Consider the following 21504-nt stretch of genomic DNA (forward strand, 5'->3'; position numbering starts at 1 on the left):
GGAGGAGATGGACGCCGCCATCCAGGCCGCCAGGGAGACACAGCGCCAGTTGGATGCCCATGCCGCCAACAGGGCAAACCCCCATGGCGTGACTGCGGAGCAGATTCCATGCGCTACAGGCGGTACAGTGGCGTCTGCGCTCCAGGCAGCGGCATCTCATAGGCATACCACCGCCGATATCTCAAACTTTCCGGGGGCGCTCCCCGCCAGCGATGTCTATCCTTGGGCAAAGGCGGCTGCGAAACCGTCCTATTCCTGGGAGGAAATCTATAACCGTCCCGCCACGCTCCCGGCCAGCGGCGGCAATGCGGACACCGTGGGCGGTTATGATATCAATGGGATTATCAATTCCGCGGTTTCCTTGGGATGCAGAATTGTTACTGGGAGTTACGTCGGGGATGGAGCTGTCTCCAAAACAGTTACCTTCGGCGTAGCTGCCAAGATTGTGGTGATAAGCGCGCCAAATCCGAAACTTGGCTCTACAGGGTCGTCCGGCGATTCAGACATGATGGTTTTTGTGAGAGGAATCTCGTCATTTTCGATTGGCGGAGAAATAAACAAAGATTACGGGGTCGGCGCTTCGGTATCCTGGTCGAGCACTGGGCTGACAATGACGTCATACGGCAGCAGCGCATACGCTTACCTAGAGATTTTAAATATTGCCGGCACAACCTATTACTGGGCCGCGCTTATTTAGACGGGGGGATTTGTCATGCTTATTGTTGAGATCAAAGCGCTGCCCAACGGTGCGCACAGCAACCAGACCATTGACTCGCTGCCGGAGATACCGGAAGGCTGGGCTGTCATCCCGGCCCATTTAGAGGATAGGGCGATAGGGTATCTCCCCTTCATCAACCTTGTTTTCCATGACGGTGAAATCGTTGATGTGGAGCAGGGAGAAGTGCCGGAGGCTGTCCGGGAGGCCCTTCCGCGTTATACCACCGAGCAGCTGATCCGGCAGGAAATAACGAACTTAGAGCTATCAGGCATTGAACAGGGACAGGCCATAACAGACCTGGAGCTGATGATTTTGGAGGGATATGCCAATGTTTGAGAAAATCAGAGAGCGATACCAAAGGGGCTACATAAGGGATGACCAGCTTGCAAGATATGTGAGCCTCGGAGTTATTACCCAAGCTCAGGCTGAGGAAATCAAGGGAACGGCACAGTAACCCAACGGGCGGAGGCCTGAATTAAATAGAAAGAAGGACAACAGCATGAAATTTCTGACCAAAAACCTGTGGACCATTTTTGAGGTAGCCCGGGAGGAGCGCACTGACGGCGACAGCTTTGTGGGCGACATGAGCGTGGCGGACGACCTGTTCCTGGCTGGGCTGGCTGGTAAAAAGGACTGTACCTACCGGTGCCTGGCCGGGCTGGACAAGCCCGCCCTGCTGGCGCAGTGGGAGGGGGAGGACAAGCCTGCCGCCAAGGCGGAGTACCGGGCCCTGGTCATTGGCGACCCGGACCACAGAGAGGCGGACCGGTACAAGGAGCTATGCGCGGCCTTTACCATGGGCGACCGGCGGGGCTTCGAGCTTGCGGTACAGAGCGGTCTGGCCGCGCTGGAGGACCCGAAGGCATAAGAAAAGCCGCCCCCGAGGCGGCGAAATTTGACAAAACGCGGCGTGTAATGGTATGATAGACAGGCCCCCGAAAGAGGGCAGGGCGCTGCACAGACGGCCGGCGGTTAGCACACCTTCCGAGAGGGGGTGAGGCCATGCGGATTACGTTACATATCGGGCGGTTTACCGTCACGATTATCGTAAAAAGCAGAAACCGCCACCCCGGCAGGTGACGGTTTCTCTTTGGCATAAACTGATTACCTAATGGGCTAACCGCTTGCCGCAGCGCCCTTTCTGTCTTTATTATACGTACGCGCCCCCGTTTTGTCAAGCTGACGGAACGGAGGTTTTTTATTTGCTGGAGATCAACAAAAGCCGCCTGTGCCACCCGGAGAACTACACCAGGGGGCGCAGGGAGCCCATTACATATTTGGTAATCCACTATGTAGGGGCGCTGGGCAGTGCGGAGGAAAACGCCCAGTACTACGGCAGCAGGGGCGGTATCGGGGCCAGCGCCCACTATTTTGTGGACCACAGCCCGGGGGCGTCTGTCTGGCAAAGTGTGCCGGAGGGCCACACCGCCTGGCACTGCGGGCGCAGCGACGGGAGATACAAGCACCCCAAATGCCGCAACGCCAACAGCATCGGCATTGAGATGTGCTGCCACAAAGACAAGTCTGGGGCGTGGTATTTTGACCCGGAGACCGTGGACCGCACGGTGGAACTGGCGCTGGATATCATGGAGCGGTATCACATCCCCATTCAGAACGTACTGCGGCACTATGACGTGACCGGTAAAGTCTGCCCCGCGCCCTTTGTGGAGGACGCCCGGGCGTGGCTGAGATTCAAGCAGAGATTGGAGGCAGGTCCGATGACGGAGGAAACGGTGAAAGCCATTGTGGACGAAGAGACAGCCAAGAGGGCCGCGACGGAGCGGAAGGCACCGGCAAGCGCTTGGGCGGCGGAGAGCTGGGCGAAGGCCAAGGAGAAGGGCGTCTTTGACGGCACCGCCCCCCAGGCCCCCCTGACCCGGGAGCAGGCCGCATGTGTGCTGGACCGGCTGGGGCTATTGAACTAGGAGGTGCTATATGAACTGGAAAGTGAGAGCTCATAACCCCCTGTGGTGGGCGCAGATGGTGCTGGCGGTGCTCACCCCTATTTTGGCCTACGCTGGGCTGACGGCGGCGGACCTGACCAGCTGGGGTGCCCTGTGGGGCCTGTTGTTGGGGGCGGTGCGCAATCCCTATGTGCTGGGGCTGGTGGCGGTAAGCGTCTGGAACGCCGTCAATGACCCCACCACAAAGGGCCTGCGGGACAGCGCCAACGCCATGACCTACGAGAAGCCCAGGGGGTGACAAGATGGAACCGGAGGAGCTGGCGGTGAAGCTGGCGGAGGTGGACGCCCGGAGCAAATCCAACACCCACCGCCTGGACGAGATGGGCAAAAAGGTGGATACCCTCCAGCGCCTGACCTCTGCCGTGGAGGTCATGGCCGCGGAGCAGAAGCACCAGAGCGGCACCATGGAGGAGATTAAAACCGACGTGACCAATCTGGGGCGGAAGGTGGACTCCATGGAGAAAAAGCCCGCCAAGCGGTGGGACGGCTTGGTGGAAAAGTTCCTGTACGGCGTGGCCGGCGTTTTGGCAACTGCCATGGGCGCCGGCTTGCTGTACCTCCTGCGGGTGACGCAGTAGCAGGCGGCGTAGACAGAGAAATACAGAAACAGGAAACAGCCCTTTTCGGGAGATATAATATTCTCCCGAAAAGGGCTGTTTTTTGTTTTTGGGCTGGTTTGACGCAGAGAGTCTGCCAGAAGACTTTTTTGTCTTGGGCGGGGCGCGGGACAACCAAACAGTTCCGCTCGGCGGTTCCTGGAATGGGCAAGGCGGCTGTCACGAGAATGGCGTCCTGTTGAGCTGGAACAAAAACCCCGAATGCCTGATGGATGTCCGGTAAGAAAGAAGTAGGGAGGCCGTGCGGGCCTCTCTGCTTCTTTCTGTCCATGTACAAGTCCTTGCGCCCATCCAGGCCCGATGGACAGTGAAACCCTAATCAAGCTGCTCTCCTTATGGCTGGAGTATAGTATAGGCTGCTTGCTGATTCTGTTAAAAAATAGGGAATTTCATGCACCCTCTTATGCACCCCAAAACTCGGTTTTAACGGCTATGCACCCCGGATGCACCCCAATTATTCTGGCCTTTTCTGGCTCCATTTTGTCAAACTTTGCGACATAGAAAAACCCCGGAACCCTTGCGGCTCCGGGGTTTGACTGCAATATCAACGCTTGGAGAACTGAGGCGCGCGGCGGGCGGCCTTGAGGCCATATTTCTTGCGCTCCTTCATGCGGGGATCCCGGGTGAGGAATCCGGCGCTCTTCAGGGCGGGGCGGTACTCGGGGTTCATCTCCAGCAGAGCGCGGGAGACGCCGTGACGGATGGCGCCGGCCTGGCCGGTGACGCCGCCGCCGGTGACGGTGGCCACAATATCCACCTTGCCCTGGGTATCAGTGGTGACCAGGGGCTGGCGGACCAGCAGCTTCAGGGTCTCCAGGCCGAAATACTCGTCAATGTCGCGGCCGTTGATGGTGATGGCGCCAGTGCCGTTGGGGAACAGATGCACCCGGGCCACGGAGGACTTGCGGCGGCCAGTGCCGTAGACATAAGGCTTCTTGCTCTTATACATTACTCAATTACCTCCTGCTTAGTTGAAGGCCCAGGGCTCGGGCTTCTGGGCGGCCTGCTTGTGCTCCGCGCCGCGGTAGATGTGCAGGCGGGTCAGAGAGTCCTTGGTCACGATGTTGCGGGGCATCATGCCGCGGATGGCCAGCTTCATGGCCAGCTCGGGCTTGTCCTGCATCAGCAGGCGGTACTTGGTCTCCTTCAGGCCGCCGGGATAGCCGGAGTGGGTGCGGTAGAACTTCTGCTCCAGCTTCTTGCCGGTGAGCACGGCCTGCCCGGCGTTGATAATGACCACGAAATCGCCGCAGTCGGCGTGGGGGGTGTACTCGGGCTTATGCTTGCCCCGCAGCAGAGTGGCGGCGGCGGCGGCGGTTTTGCCCAGGGGCTTACCGGCCGCGTCGAGGATATACCACTTGCGGACGATGTTTCCCTTGTTGGCCATAAAAGTGGACATGGTGAAACCTCCAATTTTGCTTTTCAAAGTCTATCTTTAATTTTGGCTTTACAGAACAGGCGCCCCGCGTGTAGAATAAAGTCTACGAGCGGAGCATGTTGCATTATATTACAGGGTTTCTCCAGTGTCAAGGGATTTTTCTCATATTTTTATTTATAAAGTAAAAACCTCTTGTTTTCTCCTGTTTACTCGCTCCAGCTCTAAAATGCTCATTTTCATTTTTTGATTTAATCCCGGGGGAAAGTTTCTGCTGCCCCCTGGGAAGGGGGCGCCATGAACAAAATTCTCTCCTATGTCCGCCGCTGTGTGGAGGACTACGATATGATCCAGCCCGGCGACCGGGTAGCGGTGGGGGTGTCCGGGGGAAAGGACTCTCTGATCCTTCTGGCCGCCCTGGCCCGGCTGCGGGAATTCTACCCCAAGCCCTTTACGGTGGAGGCCATCACTCTGGATCTGGGCCTGGAGGGGCTGGACTTTCAGCCTGTGGCCCGCTACTGCCAAACCATCGGCGTCCCCTATACCCTCATTCCCACAGAGATCGCCCACGTGATCTTCGACCTGCGCCGGGAGAAAAATCCCTGCTCCATGTGCGCCAAAATGCGCCGGGGCGCCCTGCACGCCGCCATGCTGGAGCGGGATCTGCGCAAGATCGCCCTGGGGCACCACTTTGACGACGCGGTGGAGACTTTCTTCCTCTCCCTGTTTTACGAGGGACGCCTGTCCTGCTTTCAGCCGGTCACTTGGCTGGACCGCACCGGCATCTCCCAGATCCGCCCTCTGCTCTACTGCTCCGAGGGGCACATCCGCACCGTGGCGGAGCGGGAGCGGCTCCCCGTGGTCCACAACCCCTGCCCCGCCGACGGCTATACCAAGCGGCAGGAGGTGAAGGAACTGGTGTACACCCTGGGCCAGCGCTACCCCAATCTGAAAAGCCGGGTCTTCGGGGCTATGCAGCGCCTCCCCCTTCCGGAGTGGGGCCCGGTGGAGCGCCGCCGTATGCCGCCTTTAGAATAGAAAAGTCCCGTTTATGTCCCTCATCTTATGTTATGGTACTGCTGTCAGACAATTCCCAATGGCGCGGGCTCCGGCCCGGCCTGCAAACCACCCACAGCAAGGAGGCTGGTTTTTTATGATCACCTTTGTCCACGGGGCGGATTTTCATCTGGACGCCCCCTTTACCGCCTTACCTGCCCGGCAGGCGGCCCAGCGCCGGGGGGAGCAGCGCCAGCTCCTGGTCCGGCTGTGCGGCCTGGCCCGGGAGCGCCGGGCGGATCTGCTGCTGCTGTCCGGCGACCTCTTTGACAGCGGCCAGGTCTACGGGGAGACGGTGGACGCCCTGGCCCAGTCCCTGGGAGATCTGGACGCCCAGGTCTTTATCGCCCCCGGCAACCACGACTTCTGGTCCCCCCGCTCCCCCTACACGGGGATTACCTGGCCTCAGAACGTACATATCTTTACCGAGCCCCATGTGGAAACCGTGGTGCTGCCGGAGCTGGGCTGCGCCGTCCACGGCTCCGCCTTCACCGGTCCTTTCCGGGACGACTGCCCCCTGGACCAGTTCCGGGCGGAGGAGGACGGGCTGGTCCACCTTATGGTCCTCCACGCAGACACCGCGCCCAACAGCCGCTACTGCCCCGTCACCCAGGCGGCCATCGCCGGCAGCGGCCTGGACTACCTGGCCCTGGGCCACGTCCACGCCTGCACCGGGCTGCAGCGGGCAGGGGACACCTTTTGGGCCTATCCCGGCTGTCCCGAAGGCCGGGGCTTTGACGAGCTGGGGGACAAGGGCGTTCTCCTGGGTACCGTGGACCGGGGCCGGGCGGAGGTGGAATTCGTCCCCCTGTGCGCCCGGCGCTACCTGATTCAGGAGGTGGACGTCACCGGCCGGGACCCGGAACAGGCGCTGGCCGCCGCCCTCCCTCCACAGGACAGCGGCGATCTGTGCCGCATCCTCCTCACCGGGGAGCGGGAGAGCGACGCCCTCAATCTGGCGCAGCTGGAGGCCATGGCCGCGCCGAAATTCTACGCCCTGTCCCTCCGGGACCGCACCCGCCTGCGCCGCTCCCTGTGGGAGCGGGCGGAGGAGGACACCCTCACCGGCCTCTTTCTGCGGGCCATGCGCCGCCGGCTGGAGGAGGCCTCGGACGACAGCCAAAAAGCCGCCCTGGAGCAGGCCGTCCGCTTCGGACTGGCCGCGCTGGAGCATCGGGAGGACCCCACATGATCATCAAAAAAATGACTGCCACCTTTGGCCGGCTCCAGAATGAGACCTTGGAGCTGGGGCCCGGCCTCACCGTCATCCAGGCCCCCAACGAGGGGGGGAAATCCACCTGGTCCGCCTTCATCCGGGCCATGCTCTACGGCATACCCACCAAGGAGCGGGACCGCCAGAACTTTATTGCGGAGAAAAACCGCTACCAGCCCTGGAGCGGCGCGCCGATGGAGGGAGCCATGGAGATCCGGTGGCAGGGCCAGGAGCTCCTTCTCCGCCGCAGTCAGAACCGCACCGTCCCCTTTGGAAAATGCGAGGTGGCAGACCCGCGCACCGGGGAGGCCGTCCCCGGCTTCACCGGGGAGAACGTGGGGGAGCTGCTCACCGGCGCCCCCCGGGAGGTCTTTGAGCGCTCCGCCTTTGTGGGCCAGGGCGCGGCTGCCGTGGACGGCGCTCCCGCCCTGGAAAAGCGGATCTCCGCGCTGGTCTCCTCCGGGGAGGAGGACGTGTCCTACTCCCAGGTGGAGCGCCGCCTCCGGGACTGGCTCAACCGGCGCAGGCACAACCGCACCGGCCTCATCCCCAAGCTGGAGAGCGCCCTGGACCAGCTCAACGGCACCCTGGCCCGGCAGAGCAGGGCCCACCGCTCCGCCCAGGAGGCGCAGCGGGCCCTGCGGGCGCTGGAGGAGGAGCATGCCCTTCTCACCCAGGAGCTGGCCGCCCACAAATTCGCCGCGGAACAGCAGCGCCGCGCCGCCTGGGAGCAGGCCCAGGGAGAGCTGGCTCAGGCCCGGGCCGAAGAGACCCGCCTCCAAGGCGAGCTGTGCCGGGACGGCGCTCCTCCCAGCCGGGAGGCCCTGCGCACTGTGCAGGAGGGGCTCAACGAGCTGCGGGCCCTGGACCGGGAGCACCGGACGGGGGAGGACAGCCTCTCCGCCGCCCAAGAGGGCCTTTCCGCCGCCCAGGCTGTCCTTGAGGACTCCATCTTCCGCGGCCTCTCCCCGGAGCAGGCCCGCGCCCAGGCTCAGACCGACGCCGACGCCGCCCAGGCGCAGCCCCCCGCCGCCGGGCCCAGTCCCGTCTTGGGGGTTGTTCTGCTGATTGCGGGGCTGCTGTGCGCCGCGGCCGGCGTCCTGGTTGACCCTCTGTTCTTCCTCCCCGGGGCGGCGGCCCTGGTTGGGGGCGGGGCGGCGTTTCTTATCAGCAGCCGGCGGCGCAGCGCCCTCCAGGATTTTCTGGACGGACAGCAGGAAATTCTGGACCGCTACGGGGTGGATTCCCCCAACGCCATCCTGTCTCTGGCCAAAGACTACGCCGGGGACTGGGTCCGCGCCCAGGAGGCGGAGCGCGCTCTGGTCCGCGCCCAGCAGGACCGCCAGCAGCGCAATCAGCGGCGGGAGCAGCTGGCGGGCTCCATCACCCGCTCCCTGGACGGCTTCGGCGCGGGTCTGAAGGACGTGATCACCCTCTCCGCCGCCATCTCCCGCGCCCTGCTCCTCCAGGAAAAGCTGGAGCAGGCCGTCATCCGCCGGGAGGGGGCGGAAAAGCTGGCCCAGCGCCTGCCTGCCCCCCAGGATTTGCCCCGCCCCGGCGATCTCACCCCCCGGTACGACGCCGCCTACACCGCCGCCCGGCTCACCGCCGTGGAGGGGGAGATGTCCCGGCTGCGCAGCGTACTGGCTACCGCCCAGGGGGAGCTGAACACCCTTGGAGACCCGGACGAGACCATAGAGCAGCAGGAACAGCTCCAGGAGGAGCTGGACCGCCGCCGGGGGGAGTACGATTCCCTCTCCCTGGCCCTGGAGGGGCTGGAGGAGGCCCGGCGGGATATGCAGTCCCGGTTCGCCCCCGCCCTCAACGACCGGGCCGGCGCTCTGATGGCCTCTCTCACCGGGGGAAAGTACGATAAGGTGCTCCTCACCCAGGAGTTTGACGCTTTGGCCAGCGAGGCGGACACCGTCCTCCCCCGCCGGGTGCTCACCCTGTCCCGGGGCGCCGCCGACCAGCTCTATCTGGCGGTGCGCCTGGCCATCTGCGAGCTGGCCCTCCCACTGGACGACCCCGCCCCCCTCATTCTGGACGACGCCCTGGCCAATTTTGACGACGCCCGCATGGCCCTGGCTCTGGACGCCCTCCAGGCCCTGGCCCAGACCAGGCAGGTCCTCCTCTTCACCTGCCACAGCCGGGAGGCGGACTACCTGGCGGACACCCCGGCGGTCAAAATCCACTTGGATTCGCAGCCGTAACGTGACATGATGTGAGAAAGAGGAGGTGCCCTCTATGGATGAGCAGACCACCGCCCACCCCAAAAATCTGACCCGGGGACAGGCTTTGCGGCTGGACCTCTACTTTTGGCTTCAGGCCCTCGCCATCGCCCTGGTGACGCTGATTGTCCTCTTTACCACGGTGGGCCGGGTCATCAGCGTGGACGGGAACTCCATGGTCCCCACCCTCCACCACATGGACCTGCTCCTCCTCCAGAGCGCAGGGTACACCCCCCGTCAGAACGACGTGGTGGTCCTCACCAAGCCATTCGGCGGGGTGGACGGCCCCATCGTCAAGCGGGTCATCGCTGTGGGCGGACAGACGGTGGACATCGACTACACCTCCGGCGCCGTCGCCGTGGACGGCCAGGTGCTGGACGAGTACTACCTCAACGAGCCCATGGAGCCTCCCAGCAATCCCTACGCCGCCGTCACCTCCCTCACCGTCCCCGAGGGGTGCATCTTCGTCATGGGGGACAACCGCAACCACTCCTCCGACAGCCGGGACGCCCGCCTGGGGGTGATTGACCAGCGCTGTGTCCTGGGCCGGGCGGTGCTCATCGTCCTCCCCCTCCGGGATTTCGGACCCATCCGCTAGGAAAAAACAAAAAATTTTTCCAAACCCCTTGACAATATATATATATATATATATGATATATTTTACGAAAACTTGTGCAGTATGACGGTTTTCTTACTTTCTGCCTGTGCAAGACTGTAAAAAGGAGTGTTTTGGAATGAAACAGCGTGTTCTCTCCCTGGCACTGGCGCTGGCCCTGTGCCTGTCCTTCGTCCCGGCCGCCTCCGCCGCGGCAGGGCTGGACAATTTCACCAAGTCCAACCCCTACACCCCCGGTCAGTTTACCGACGTCCCCGCCGACGCCTGGTTCGCCGGAGCGGTCCAGGCCGCCTACGAGTACGGCCTGATGCAGGGCCCCAGCGCCACCCTGTTCAACGTAACCGGCAACGTGACCATCGGCGAGACCATTGTCATCGCCAGCCGTCTCCACGCCGCCTATCAGGGGGAGGGCTTCGTCTTTGAGCCCGGCGACCCCTGGTACCAGCCCTATGTGGACTACGCCGCCGCCAACGGCATCGCCGGGGGCTATCCCGACTACTCCCCCGCCATCAGCCGGGCCGCCTTCGCCATGATCCTCACCAACGCCCTCCCCGAGGAGGCCCTGGCCCCCATCAACAGCGTGGAGGAGAACGCCATTCCCGACATCCCCTCCGACGCCAACTATCACGACGCGGTTTACCGCCTGTACCGGGCGGGGGTGATCTCCGGCACCAACGCCGCCGGTTTCTTTGCCCCCAACAACAAGATCACCCGCTCCGAGGTGGCTGTGATCCTGTCCGCCATGGTGGACCCCGCCCTGCGCAAGAGCTTTTCCATGAAGGCGGTGGTCAACCCCACAGGCCTGTCCATCAGCTCCGGCAGCGTTAATCTCACCACCGGGGACACCCAGCAGCTCACCGCCACGGCTTCCCCGGTGAATACCACCCTGCCCATCACCTGGAGCAGCGACAACACCGCCGTGGCCACGGTGTCCGCCAACGGCCTGGTCACCGGCGTCAGCGCCGGCACCGCCACGGTCACCGCCCAGTGCGGCAGCTTTACCGCCAAGGCTGCGGTCACCGTCACCCGCAAGCCGCCCCTGTCCATGGAGCCCACCGGCTTCTATTACAAGCGCAACAGCGTGAACGGCATCACCCTGTCTGTGGATATCCGCAATCACAGCGGCAAGACCGTCAACTACTACACCTTTAACCTGTCCTTCCTGGACCCCATCGGCAACCCCGCTGTGGACGAGATCACCTATAAGAGCACCAAGCGGGTGCGCTATGTGGGCCCCATCGCCCCCAACCGCAGCCTGCTGTGTTACACGCTGGTGGGCTATATCCCTGCCTGCGGCGGCATCCGCATCGACTCCATTGAGCTGGAGTACGCCGACGGCACCAAGGAGACCGTGCCCTACAACAAGACCACCACCCGGCAGATGCGCTGATCCCCTTCTTCCGCCCAAAGGCGGGAAACTTTTGATTGACAAGTACAGAAAAACCTTTTACAATAGGCCGTGCAAGGGAGCTTCCGCGAGGAGGCTGAGAGGAGGGGTCAGTCCCTCGACCTTACCTGATGTGGGTAATGCCAACGTAGGGACGCGGCACAAAGCGGCATATGCGCAGTCTCCCCGTTCCGGGGAGCGCCATTAGGATGTATGCTTGAAGCGGGAGGTCCCCATGGGGACCTCCTGTTTTGTTTTGCGCCCCGGAACACGAGAAAGGACGTGGACCGTGAAAAAAGTACTTACCATCGCAGGCAGCGACTCCAGCGGCGGGGCCGGGATTCAGGCCGACCTGAAGACCATGACCAGCCTGGGGGTGTACGGCATGAGCGCCGTCACCGCCCTCACCGCCCAGAATACCACCGGGGTGTACGGCGTGCTGGAGGCCGCGCCGGAGTTCGTCGCCCTCCAGCTGGACTGTATCTTTCAGGACATCCGCCCCGACGCGGTGAAAATCGGCATGGTGTCCAGCGGGGAGATTATCCGGGTCATCGCCGCCAAGCTGCGGGCGTTCGGCGCGGAGCACATTGTGGTAGACCCGGTCATGGTGGCCACCAGCGGCAGCAGCCTGATGCAGGACTCCGCCCTGGCCGCCCTGACGGGGGAGCTCTTCCCTCTGGCTGAGGTCATCACCCCCAACCTGCCGGAGGCCCAGCGGCTTTGCGGCTTCGCCATCGGGGGGGAGGCGGATATGCTCCGCGCCGCCGCCGCCATTGGGGAACAGGTCCCCGGCGGCGTGCTCCTCAAGGGGGGACACCTGACAGACACCGCCGACGACCTGCTCTGGCTGGAGGGCCAGGCCCACTGGTTCCGCGCCCGCCGGGTGGACAACCCCAACAACCACGGCTCCGGCTGTACCCTCTCCTCCGCCATCGCCTCCTTTTTAGCGCTGGGGTATCCCCTGCCTGAGGCGATGGACAAGGCCAAGACCTATATTACTGCCTGCATAGAGGCCCAGTTGGACTTAGGGGCGGGGAGCGGCCCGCTGAAGCACAACTACGCCATCGCGGAAGGAGGCGCCCTGTGATGAACGCCAGCATTGCCATTCAGGTCCTGCCCCACGTCCAGGAGCAGGAGGCGACCCGCCGCATTGTGGACGCGGCCATTTCCCATCTCCGGGGCTCCGGCCTGCGCTGTGTGGTGGGCCCCTTTGAGACCACCCTGGAAGGGGATCTGGACCAGCTCATGGACCTGGTGAAGGACTGCCAGCGCATCTGTATCCAGGCCGGCGCCCCCAGCGTGATGAGCTACGTAAAGATCAGCTACAGGCCCTCCGGTGTGTGGACCATTGACGACAAAACGGGAAAATACCGGGAAAAGGAGTGATTTTATGCTATCCGCCGCGCAGGGACGGGCCGCCGTCCGGGGTCTGTCCGTCCGCAAAATGGTGCTGACCGCCATGCTGGCCTGTCTGGGCTTTGTGCTGTCCACCTTTGTCTACTTTCCCTCCATGGCCCCCTTTCAGCACTTCTGCAATGTGATGGGGGCGGTGTTTCTGGGGCCTTACTACAATTTCACCGCCGCACTGCTCACCGGCCTGATGCGGATGCTCCACGGCCGCACCATCCAGGCGGTGGTGGGGGCGGTGTTCGGGGCCTTTCTGTCCGGGCTGGCGTATCAGAAGCTGCCGGAGAAGGCCCCCTTCTCCCTCCAGCTGGGCGGGGCCCTGGCCGGGGAGGTCTTCGGCACCGGCTTCCTCAGCGCCATGGCCGCCTATCCCCTGATGCGCCTGTTTTACAGCCTGCCCAGGCACTCCCCCTTCTACTATATCCCCTTCTACGCCCCCTCCTCCCTGCTGGGGGGCCTGATGGCCTGCGCCGTGCTGGTGATCCTCAGGCGCTCCGGCGCCCTGGACCGGATGCTGGTCCAGCTGAGCCGGTAAGGGGGGCGGAGCATGGACTTTGCCTCTTATCTCCAGGCCGTCCGGGATCGGGCGCCCCTGGTCCAGTGCATCACCAATTTTGTCACGGTCAACGACTGCGCCAACATCATCCTCGCCGCCGGCGGCTCCCCCACCATGGCCCACGATATCCGGGAGGCGGAGGAGGCGGTGGCCGGGGCGCAGGCCCTGGTGCTCAACCTGGGGGCCATTGAGGACGTCCCCGCCATGCGCCTGGCGGGAAAGCGGGCCAACGCCCTGGGCATCCCCGTAGTGCTGGACCCGGTGGCCGCCGGGGTCACCGCCCTGCGCCGGTCCGCCAGCGCCCTGCTGCTGGAGGAGATCCGTTTTTCCGTCATCCGGGGCAACGCCTCGGAGATCAAGGCCCTGGCCCAGGGGGGATCCGGGGGCAGCGGGGTGGACGCCGCCGCGGTGGACGCGGTGACAGAGGACGCCCTTCCCCAGGCCGCCGCCATGGCCAAGGAACTGGCCCGCCGGACAGGGGCGGTGATCGCCCTGTCCGGCCCCATAGACCTTATTACTGACGGATCCGCCGTGGTCCTGCTGCGCAACGGCTGTCCCACCATGGCCCGGATCACCGGCAGCGGCTGTATGCTCACCGCCCTGATGGGCGCTTTCTGCGCCGCCGCCCCGGGGAACCCCTTTGGGGCAGCGGTGTCCGCCGCCGCCGCCATGGGAGTTGCGGGAGAGCGGGCCGAGGCGCGCCGCCTGCAAAACGGCACAGGAAACGCCGCCTTCCGGTGCGATCTCATCGACAGTATTTTTAATCTCACCGGAGCACAGCTCACGCAGGAGGTACGCTATGAAATTTACCAGGGATGAACTGAGACGGGCTATGCTGCTCTACGCCGTCACCGACCGGTCCTGGCTGGGGGAGCGCGCCCTGGAACAGGACGCCCAGGCGGTGCTGCGAGGGGGCGCCACCTTTTTGCAGCTCCGGGAGAAGAACCTGGACCGGGATGCCTTCTTGGCGGAGGCAATCCAGCTGCGCGCCCTGGCACAGCGGTATCACGTGCCCTTCGTGGTCAACGACAGCATTGAGATCGCCCAGGCCTGTGGGGCGGACGGGGTCCATGTGGGCCAGTCCGATCTTGTGGGAAAGGATGTCCGCTCCCTCATCGGGCCGGACCGGATTCTGGGCATCTCCGCCAACACGGTGGACACCGCCCTGGCCGCCCAGGCGGCGGGGGCGGACTACATCGGGGTGGGCGCGGTCTTCGGCACCGCCACCAAGCGGGACGCCAAGTCCCTCTCCCTGCCCCAGCTGCGGGCCGTCTGCGCTGCGGTGGACATTCCGGTGGTGGCCATCGGCGGCATTACCGCCGGCAACCTGCCCTCTCTGACCGGCAGCGGGGTGGACGGAGTGGCGGTGGTCTCCGCCCTCTTCGCCCAGCCCGACCCGGAAGAGGCCGCCCGCACCCTGCGGGCCCTGGCCCAAAGGATGGTGTCCGGCCATGGATAAGCGCTACGCCATTTTCGACATGGACGGCACACTGGTGGACTCCATGGGCTGGTGGCACCGGCTGGGCCAGGACTACCTGGAGTCCAGAGGCGTCCGCCCCACCGCCGCCCAGCTCTCCCCACTGGGCCCCATGACCATGCTGGAGGGGGCCAGGTACTGCAAGGAGCTCTTCCGCCTCCCCGGCGACCCAGAGGACATGGCGGCGGAGATGCACGCCATGATGGACGATCACTACCGGCGGGACATCCCTCTGAAGCCAGGCGTCCTGGACTATCTGGCCAGTCTGAAAGACCGGGGGGCGCGCTGCTGCGTGGCCACCGCCACCGCCGCCCCCCTGGCCCGCGCCTGTCTGACCCGGCTGGGCGCGGCGGGATACTTTGACTTTCTCCTCAGCTGCGAGACCACCGGCACAGGCAAGACCCGCCCGGACATCTATCTGGAGGCGGCCCGCCGTTTTGGCGCGGCGCCGGGGGACATCGCCGTCTTTGAGGACGCCTATTACGCCGCCAAGACCGCCGCGGACGCCGGGTTTTACGTGGTGGGCGTCTTTGAGGAGGCCTACGCCCCGGACTGGGAGGCCCTCGCCGCCCTGGCCCGGGAGACTGTTTTCGATTGGAGGACCGCCCTATGACCACCTCTCAGCGCCTCTATCAGGCCGCCCGCCCGGTGTGGGAGGCCTGCTTCCGCCATCCCTTTGTCCAGGGCATCGGGGACGGCACCTTGCCGGTGGAGCGCTTCCGCCACTTTCTCCTCCAGGACTACCTCTACCTCTTTGACTACGCCCGGGTATTCGCCTATGGGGTGGTTAAGGCCCGGGATCCGGCGCTGATGCGCACTTTCTCCGCCAATGTGGACAGCATTCTGGGGGGCGAGATGGAGATCCACCAGGCCTATATGGCCCGCCTGGGCATCACGGAGGAGCAGGTCTTCTCTGTCCGGCCCGCCCTGTCCAACCTGTCCTACACCCACTATATGCTGGCCGCGGCGGCGGCCGGGGGGCCGGCGGAGATCATCGCCGCCATTCTCGCCTGCTCCTGGAGCTACGCGGAGATCGGGCAGCGGCTGGCCGCCCTTCCCGGCGCGGCGGAGCACTCCTTCTACGGCGAGTGGATCCGGGGCTACGTCGGCGCGGAATACCAGGACACAAACCGCGCCCTGGTGGCCCTCATGGACCAGCTGGCCCCCAATCCCGCCCCGGAGCAGTACGCCCGGCTGGAGGAGATTTTTGTCACGTGCAGCCGGTACGAGCTGGGCTTCTGGGAGATGGCCTGGACGCTGGAGACCTGATATGTTGGAATTTGACCATGTCTCCTATCAGTACCCGGGGGAGGATTTTGACATCATCGACCAGCTCTCCTTCCGGGCCGCCCCCGGCTCCTTTCACTGTATCCTCGGCGTCAGCGGCTGCGGCAAAAGCACCATTTTCCGCCTGATCAACGGCCAGCTCGTCCCAAAGAGCGGTGAGATCCGGGTGGGAGGCGCCCCCATCGGGGGGCAGAAGCGGTACTGCGGCTATATGCCCCAAAAGGACCTGCTCTTCCCCTGGCGCACGGTGTGGGAAAACGTGGCCCTGCCCCTGGAGATCGCCGGGTGCCTGTCCAAGGCCCAGCGGCGGGATCGGGCGGAGCAGGCGCTGCGGGACGTGGGTCTGGAGGGCTGCGCCGCCAAGCTGCCCCGGGAGCTGTCCGGCGGAATGCGCCAGCGGGCGGCCTTCGCCCGCACCATGCTGGCCGGGTGCGATCTCCTGCTGCTGGACGAGCCCTTCTCCGCCCTGGACTTTCTCACCCGCATCTCCATGCAGGAGTGGCTGCTGGACCAGTGGCAGCGCCATCACAAGACCATTTTGTTCATCACCCACGACGTGGAGGAGGCGGTTTTCCTCTCCTCCAGCGTGCTGGTGGCGGCCCGCACCCCCATCCGCCGGCTGGAGGAGGCCCACGTCCCCGCCCCCTTCCCCCGTACCCGGGCCTGCCTCGCCCGGCCGGACATGGCCGCCCTGAAAGAGCAGCTCATTGACACCCTGAGAAAGCAGGTGACGCCGTGAAGGCCGCTAAACGCAATCTCCCCGCCCTTGCCTTCCTGCTGGCCCTGGTGATGCTGTGGCAGCTGGGGGCCATGGAGCTGGGCGCCGCCTATATTCTCCCCACGCCCGCGCAGATTGCGGAAAAGCTGTGGCAGCTCCGGGTACCCCTGTTCACCGTCCACCTCCCCGCCACCCTGTCCGTCACCGCCGTCGGTCTGGGCATCTCTTTGGTCCTGGGCCTGCTGCTGGCGGTGTGCATGGACGCCAGCCCCCTGGTGCGCAAAGTGCTCTACCCCCTGGTAGTGGCCTCTCAGACCATTCCCACCACCGCCATTGCCCCCCTCTTTGTCCTGTGGTTCGGCTACGGGCTGTGGAGCAAGGTACTGGTCACCATTCTCATCACCTTTTTCCCCATCGCCATTACCGTGTACGACGGCTTCCGCTCCGCCAGCCAGGAGATGGCCGAGCTGCTGCAAAGCTACGGCGCTGGAGTGGGGGCAGTCTTTTGGAAGGTAAAGATCCCCTGCGCCCTGCCCTATTTCTTCTCCGCCCTGAAAATGGCCATTCCCATGAGCGTCATCGGCGCCGCCATTGGGGAGTGGCTGGGGGCCCAGCGGGGTCTGGGCTACTTCTCCCGCCGGATGATGACCCAGCTGGACGGGGCGGGGGTCTTTGCCCCCATCGTCCTCCTGTCCGCCGCGGCCATGCTCTGCGTGGCCCTGGTGAGCCTGCTGGAGCGGCGGGTGCTGCGCTGGCGGGACGGCGGCTGATTTCCCCCGAGGCAGACCAATCATTTCATCCCAAGGAGACCATTCCGTTATGAACCAGAAACTTGCCGTTTTGCTCTGCGCCCTTGTGCTGCTGTCCGGCTGTGCCGCCGGGGGCGGGGACGCCCAAGGCGATTTGGACACCATTGACGTGGTGCTGGACTGGTACCCCAACGCGGTCCACGCCTTTCTCTACCAGGCCGAGGCCAAGGGCTATTTCGCCCAGGAGGGGCTGAAGGTCAATATTCTCTTTCCCTCCAGCGCCAGCGACCCCCTCACCATGCCGGCGGCGGGGCGGGCGGACATCGGCTTTTACTACCAGGAGGACACCATCATCGCCAAGGCCAACGAGGACGTACCGGTCAAAGTGCTGGGGGCGGTGGTCCAGCGGCCCATCAGCATTGTGGCCGCCCTGAAATCCAAGGGCATCACTGTTCCGGCGGACCTAGTCGGGAAACGGATTGGCACCTCCGGCACCCGGTTTTCCGAGGTGGCGGTGGCCCAGCTGCTCCAGAGCGCCGGGGCCGGGCTGGAGGACGTGGCGCTCATCGACGTGGGCTTTGACCTGATGAGCGCCATGACCACCGGCAACGTGGACGCCACCTTCGGCTGCTTCCTCAACCACGAGATCCCCGCCCTGGAGGAGCAGGGCTTTGAAATGGACTATATGGAGCTTCCCGACTACGGCGTACCCAGCTACTACGCCCTGATGCTGGTCACCGGCGCGGATCAGCTGGAGAAAAACGGGGATAAGTACGCCCGCTTTCTCCGCGCCTGCCGGCGGGGGTTTGAGGAGATGAAAAACGACCCGGAGGGCAGCCTCCAGCTCATGCTGTCCAACCAGAGCGCGGAGCACTTCCCTCTCACCGAGTCGGTGGAGCGCCGGAGCTTTGACGTGCTCCTCCCTCTCATGGAGCAGGAGGGGGCTCCCTTCCTCTCCCAGGACGCCGCCGTGTGGCAGGAAAACATTGACTGGCTGTACGGCACTGGCATGATTGACCGAACCTTTGACCCGGCGGAGGTCATGGCGGATCTGCCGGAGGAAACGCCGTGAGCGGCCCCATGGACGGCCAGGCGCTGGCGGATTTGGCCCGGGCGGGCGCGGCCAGGCACCTGCCCCGAATGCTGCGTTTGCTCCGGTCTCTGTGCGCGGTGGACTGCGGCACAGGCAATGAGGCCGGTATTTACCAGGTGATCGATCTCCTCCGCCCCCTGCTGGATGAGCTGGGGGCCCGGACACAGCTCGTCCCCGCCCCAGGGCTGGGCGCCCACGTGACGGCCCGCCTTACCCCCGAGGGGAATGTGTCCCAGGGGAAACTTCTGCTCTGCGCCCATCTGGACACGGTCTTCGGCCCCGGTCTGGCCCAACGCCACCCCTTTCACATCGAGGGGGAGGGGGAGTGGGCCTGCGGCCTGGGGGCGGGGGACTGCAAGAGCGGCGTACTCATCGCCCTGTTCGGCGCGCTGATCTTAAAAGAGGCGGGGCTGCTGCCCCTCTGGGAATTGGTCTTTCTCTTTTCCTGCGACGAGGAGACCGGTTCCCAGTCCGGCCGGCTGCTCTACCAGCGGGAGGCCCCCGGGGCCCGCTGCGCCCTGGTCTTTGAGGGCGCTCGGGAGCGGCAGGGCCGTCCCTGCTTTGTGACAGCCCGCCGGGGCGTCCTTGTGGGCTCCATTCAGGTGCAGGGGCGGGAGGCCCACGCGGGGAAGGACTATCTGGAGGGCCGCAGCGCCGTGCTGGAGCTGGCTCACCAGATCATCCGCCTGTACTCCTTTAACGACTTGGACCGGGGCATCTACTTCAACGCCGCCCCCATCTCCGGCGGGCGGCCCAACGGCGTGGTGGCCGGGCAGGCCCAGGCGGAGTTCTGCGTGGCCGGGCTGGCCAGCTCCGCCGACTTCGCCCGGGCGGAGGAGCAGCTCAGCAGCCTGGAGCGGCAGATCACCGTAGAGGGCTGTACCGTCCAGGTCCGCCGGCGCACCCTCTTCCCCGCCCTGGAGCGCACCCCCGCCAGCGCCGCCCTCTATGGCCGGGCCGCGGACGCCGCCCGTCTGTTGGGCTGGGAAGCCATGGAGATCGACGATCCCAGCGCCACCGACGCCGCCTGGCTCTCCGCCGCCGGAGTGCCTGCGCTGGACGCCCTGTCCGCCCTGGCGGAGGACATCCACACCACCCATGAGCGCCTTAATCTCCCTTCTCTTCAAGGGCGCACCGCTCTGTGCGCCCTCCTCCTGGCCTCCTTTCGGTCCTGATATTCCCCCTTTGAGCCATAAAACCGCCTGACCGCGTTTGAGAAGCGGCCAGGCGGTTTGTTTCAGGCCGGACGGCTGTCCAGCCGCTTCAGCAGCCGGTCCGCAATCTCCCCCGCCATGGCGTGGACCCGGTCAAAGTCCACATAGGGGTTATACAGCGCCTCCAGATGGTCGTGCATCTCCTTGGCCTGGGCCATGGAGTCCACCGCCTCGTCAATGAGGGCGGCGGCGATCTTTCTGGCAAAGCGCAGGCGGCTTCTGCTGCACTGCATCTGCTCCTGACCGGCCATGGCGTCCAGCCGCAGCCGGCGGAAGGGGCGCTTGCCCCGGTAGGGCTGGGCCGGACTGCTGGACACAAACCCCAGGGACAGACTGGGGATGAGCAGGTGGCGCAGCCGGTCGGGGGCGAGAGGATCCGGACAGAGAATCACGTCGTACCCCGCCCCCATGGCCCCGGCGGCCAGGTGGAGCAGCAGGGTGTGGGCCAGGCCGTAGGTGTCGCACAGCTCATAAATCCGTTTGCACAAAGCGTCCGCCGTCTCAAAGTTGCACAGCGCACCCTGGCAGGAGATTGCGTCCAGAAACCGCTGCCTGGCCTGGCCCGGCTCGCCGCCGGTGCGCCTGCACTCCCGGGAGAGAATGCCCCGGGCCCGCTTGGCCAGCCGCTCCTCCACCGCCGGAGTGAGCAGCAGGGCGCGGCTGTCCTCCTCAATCTGGGCCGCGGCGGTGAGACAGCGGTATGCCCGGCTGTAGCAGCCCTTATAGCCCTTCATGCAGCTTAAAATTTCCTCCCGCGCCGCCTGGAGCCCGCCGCTGTCGTAGCAGTCCCCCAGGTTGACATAGCGCTCCACCACGCCGGGGTACTGGGGCTCCACCACGTGGGGGGCGGTGGCGTCCACAATGGCGCTCCCCAGCGCCGGGGCGGCGATGGCGTCCAGGGAGTCCGGGTCCCCGGAGCACTGTATGTACTCCACCTCCACCCCCCGTGCCTCCAGGGCGGCGCCCACCTGCCGCATCAAAGTGGACTTGCCGCAGCCCGGCCCCCCTTTGAGCAGATAGTAATCCGCCGCCTGGGCGGGGTCAATGAGCTGGTCATAGAGAGAATAGAAGCCCGTGGGGGCATTGGCGCCCAGAAAAAAACGGACCTGTGGTCTGTCAGCCATAAAAAACCCTCCGTTTCGCTGAAAAATCATTCCACATTACCATATGCCGAAGGGCTTTTGCCGGTGCGGGCGCGAACGCCGCGGGGCTGTTCTCTCCATATTCAATTTATACTGTCCACCGCGCCCTTCTGCCGCAGCCGGGCGCCGGCGTAGTGATCCTGGAGGACAGCGTCCACCATTTTGACCAGCTCCTCCGGCGTCTGGGCCAAATATCCCCGCAGCCAGTTCTCCACCAGCCCCGCCAGGGCCGCCACATAGAAATCAGTGGCAAAATTCTTCCGATCTTTGTCGTCCAGATCCTGGGCAAGGTCCTCTATGGTCCGGTAGAGGATGTCGTGGATGTCCCCATAGAAGAACCGGCGCAGGTAGTTGTGCCCCAGAGAGTCCAGGGTACACAGGCACACCTCCCGGTTTTCCTCCAGGTAGCGGAACAGCTGCAGCAGTCCGTCCTGCCACACCAGCATCCCCTCCCGCTTGGCCAGCAGGGAGATGGCCTCCTGCCGGTACATCCACTGCAGCAGATCATAGATATCCTCAAAATGGTAGTAAAAGGTCTGCCGGTTCACCCCGCAGCCCTCGGCAATCTCCCGGATGGAGATTTTATTCAGGGGCTTCTGGGCCATGAGCCCTTTCAGAGAACCTGCCAGCATCCGCTTTGTGGCCTCCCCGCCGGTTGATTCCATCGTCACGTCACCTCACGTC

Annotated in this window: 27 protein-coding genes and 1 riboswitch; of the genes, 23 read left to right on the forward strand and 4 right to left on the reverse strand. The window is 64.5% G+C overall.

What is annotated here, in order from left to right; all coding sequences use genetic code 11:
• The 7 genes from D1159_RS00410 to D1159_RS00440 all read left to right on the forward strand — a co-directional run.
• Window positions 1-697: hypothetical protein (locus D1159_RS00410; RefSeq protein ID WP_347563610.1), on the forward strand; the 697-nt coding region annotated here is incomplete at its 5' end.
• Window positions 698-712: 15 nt separating this feature from the next.
• Window positions 713-1054 (forward strand): hypothetical protein, encoded by a 342-nt coding sequence (locus D1159_RS00415; protein ID WP_161843666.1) that lies wholly within the window; start codon window positions 713-715, stop codon window positions 1052-1054.
• The gene (locus D1159_RS00420) at window positions 1047-1172 is read left to right on the forward strand and encodes an XkdX family protein (RefSeq protein WP_161843665.1); all 126 of its coding nucleotides are present in this window, start codon (window positions 1047-1049) and stop codon (window positions 1170-1172) included. Before D1159_RS00415 ends, D1159_RS00420 begins: the two co-directional genes overlap by 8 nt.
• Before the next feature lie 45 nt (window positions 1173-1217).
• Window positions 1218-1586: a hypothetical protein gene (locus D1159_RS00425; protein WP_161843664.1), complete on the forward strand. Its 369-nt coding sequence runs from the start codon at window positions 1218-1220 to the stop codon at window positions 1584-1586.
• 334 nt (window positions 1587-1920) lie between these two features.
• A complete protein-coding gene (locus D1159_RS00430; protein WP_161843730.1) occupies window positions 1921-2643 on the forward strand; it encodes a peptidoglycan recognition family protein in 723 nt (240 codons plus the stop codon).
• A 10-nt stretch (window positions 2644-2653) separates the two neighbouring features.
• Window positions 2654-2920, forward strand: a complete 267-nt coding sequence (locus D1159_RS00435; protein WP_161843731.1) for a phage holin — start codon at window positions 2654-2656, stop codon at window positions 2918-2920.
• Window positions 2921-2924: 4 nt separating this feature from the next.
• Window positions 2925-3260 carry a hypothetical protein gene (locus tag D1159_RS00440; protein WP_161843732.1) on the forward strand — a complete coding sequence of 112 codons (336 nt, stop codon included), beginning with the start codon at window positions 2925-2927 and terminating at the stop codon, window positions 3258-3260.
• A 583-nt stretch (window positions 3261-3843) separates the two neighbouring features.
• On the opposite strand, the gene rpsI is transcribed toward D1159_RS00440, so the two are convergent.
• Together rpsI and rplM are read right to left on the reverse strand one after the other, a co-directional pair.
• Window positions 3844-4248: a 30S ribosomal protein S9 gene (rpsI, locus tag D1159_RS00445; protein ID WP_161843733.1), complete on the reverse strand. Its 405-nt coding sequence runs from the start codon at window positions 4246-4248 to the stop codon at window positions 3844-3846.
• Between the two features lie 18 nt (window positions 4249-4266).
• A complete protein-coding gene (gene rplM / locus D1159_RS00450) occupies window positions 4267-4698 on the reverse strand; it encodes a 50S ribosomal protein L13 (protein ID WP_161843734.1) in 432 nt (143 codons plus the stop codon).
• Window positions 4699-4971: 273 nt separating this feature from the next.
• On the opposite strand from rplM, the gene D1159_RS00455 reads away from it, so the two are divergent.
• The 16 genes from D1159_RS00455 to D1159_RS00530 all read left to right on the forward strand — a co-directional run bounded on the left by D1159_RS00455 (window position 4972) and on the right by D1159_RS00530 (window position 19639).
• Window positions 4972-5712 carry an ATP-binding protein gene (locus D1159_RS00455; protein WP_161843735.1) on the forward strand — a complete coding sequence of 247 codons (741 nt, stop codon included), beginning with the start codon at window positions 4972-4974 and terminating at the stop codon, window positions 5710-5712.
• Window positions 5713-5827: 115 nt separating this feature from the next.
• Window positions 5828-6922 carry a metallophosphoesterase gene (locus tag D1159_RS00460; RefSeq protein WP_161843736.1) on the forward strand — a complete coding sequence of 365 codons (1095 nt, stop codon included), beginning with the start codon at window positions 5828-5830 and terminating at the stop codon, window positions 6920-6922.
• Window positions 6919-9156, forward strand: a complete 2238-nt coding sequence (locus tag D1159_RS00465; protein WP_161843737.1) for an AAA family ATPase — start codon at window positions 6919-6921, stop codon at window positions 9154-9156. The genes D1159_RS00460 and D1159_RS00465 overlap by 4 nt, the downstream gene beginning before the upstream one ends.
• A 34-nt stretch (window positions 9157-9190) precedes the next feature.
• Window positions 9191-9772 carry a signal peptidase I gene (gene lepB, locus D1159_RS00470; RefSeq protein ID WP_161843738.1) on the forward strand — a complete coding sequence of 194 codons (582 nt, stop codon included), beginning with the start codon at window positions 9191-9193 and terminating at the stop codon, window positions 9770-9772.
• A gap of 136 nt (window positions 9773-9908) precedes the next feature.
• Window positions 9909-11180, forward strand: coding sequence for an S-layer homology domain-containing protein (locus tag D1159_RS00475; protein ID WP_161843739.1), 1272 nt, complete (start codon window positions 9909-9911; stop codon window positions 11178-11180).
• A gap of 61 nt (window positions 11181-11241) precedes the next feature.
• Window positions 11242-11350, forward strand: a riboswitch (TPP riboswitch).
• Between the two features lie 116 nt (window positions 11351-11466).
• Window positions 11467-12264 carry a bifunctional hydroxymethylpyrimidine kinase/phosphomethylpyrimidine kinase gene (gene thiD / locus D1159_RS00480; RefSeq protein ID WP_347563611.1) on the forward strand — a complete coding sequence of 266 codons (798 nt, stop codon included), beginning with the start codon at window positions 11467-11469 and terminating at the stop codon, window positions 12262-12264.
• Window positions 12264-12563, forward strand: coding sequence for a thiamine-binding protein (locus tag D1159_RS00485; protein ID WP_161843741.1), 300 nt, complete (start codon window positions 12264-12266; stop codon window positions 12561-12563). The genes thiD and D1159_RS00485 overlap by 1 nt, the downstream gene beginning before the upstream one ends.
• Before the next feature lie 4 nt (window positions 12564-12567).
• Complete coding sequence (thiW, locus tag D1159_RS00490) at window positions 12568-13119, forward strand: energy coupling factor transporter S component ThiW (RefSeq protein ID WP_161843742.1); 552 nt, start codon at window positions 12568-12570, stop codon at window positions 13117-13119.
• Window positions 13120-13131: 12 nt separating this feature from the next.
• Window positions 13132-13959, forward strand: coding sequence for a hydroxyethylthiazole kinase (gene thiM, locus D1159_RS00495; protein WP_161843743.1), 828 nt, complete (start codon window positions 13132-13134; stop codon window positions 13957-13959).
• Entirely contained in the window at window positions 13940-14599 is a 660-nt protein-coding gene (gene thiE, locus D1159_RS00500) for a thiamine phosphate synthase (protein ID WP_161843744.1), read from the forward strand. Before thiM ends, thiE begins: the two co-directional genes overlap by 20 nt.
• Window positions 14592-15230: an HAD family phosphatase gene (locus D1159_RS00505; RefSeq protein WP_161843745.1), complete on the forward strand. Its 639-nt coding sequence runs from the start codon at window positions 14592-14594 to the stop codon at window positions 15228-15230. Before thiE ends, D1159_RS00505 begins: the two co-directional genes overlap by 8 nt.
• The gene (tenA, locus tag D1159_RS00510; protein WP_161843746.1) at window positions 15227-15886 is read left to right on the forward strand and encodes a thiaminase II; all 660 of its coding nucleotides are present in this window, start codon (window positions 15227-15229) and stop codon (window positions 15884-15886) included. The genes D1159_RS00505 and tenA overlap by 4 nt, the downstream gene beginning before the upstream one ends.
• Window position 15887: 1 nt before the next feature.
• Entirely contained in the window at window positions 15888-16643 is a 756-nt protein-coding gene (locus tag D1159_RS00515) for an ABC transporter ATP-binding protein (protein WP_161843747.1), read from the forward strand.
• Between the two features lie 50 nt (window positions 16644-16693).
• Window positions 16694-17392, forward strand: a complete 699-nt coding sequence (locus D1159_RS00520) for an ABC transporter permease (protein ID WP_161843862.1) — start codon at window positions 16694-16696, stop codon at window positions 17390-17392.
• 49 nt (window positions 17393-17441) lie between these two features.
• Entirely contained in the window at window positions 17442-18443 is a 1002-nt protein-coding gene (locus D1159_RS00525) for an ABC transporter substrate-binding protein (RefSeq protein WP_161843748.1), read from the forward strand.
• Window positions 18440-19639, forward strand: coding sequence for a M20/M25/M40 family metallo-hydrolase (locus D1159_RS00530; RefSeq protein ID WP_161843749.1), 1200 nt, complete (start codon window positions 18440-18442; stop codon window positions 19637-19639). Before D1159_RS00525 ends, D1159_RS00530 begins: the two co-directional genes overlap by 4 nt.
• 62 nt (window positions 19640-19701) lie before the next feature.
• On the opposite strand, the gene D1159_RS00535 is transcribed toward D1159_RS00530, so the two are convergent.
• Both D1159_RS00535 and D1159_RS00540 read right to left on the reverse strand, forming a co-directional pair.
• Window positions 19702-20802, reverse strand: coding sequence for a hypothetical protein (locus tag D1159_RS00535; protein WP_243152036.1), 1101 nt, complete (start codon window positions 20800-20802; stop codon window positions 19702-19704).
• 101 nt (window positions 20803-20903) lie between these two features.
• Window positions 20904-21485, reverse strand: coding sequence for a TetR/AcrR family transcriptional regulator C-terminal domain-containing protein (locus D1159_RS00540; protein WP_161843750.1), 582 nt, complete (start codon window positions 21483-21485; stop codon window positions 20904-20906).
• Window positions 21486-21504 lie beyond the last annotated feature (19 nt).

Origin of the sequence: Pseudoflavonifractor sp. 524-17, assembly GCF_009935845.1 — a bacterium.
Lineage (GTDB): Bacteria > Bacillota > Clostridia > Oscillospirales > Oscillospiraceae > Pseudoflavonifractor_A.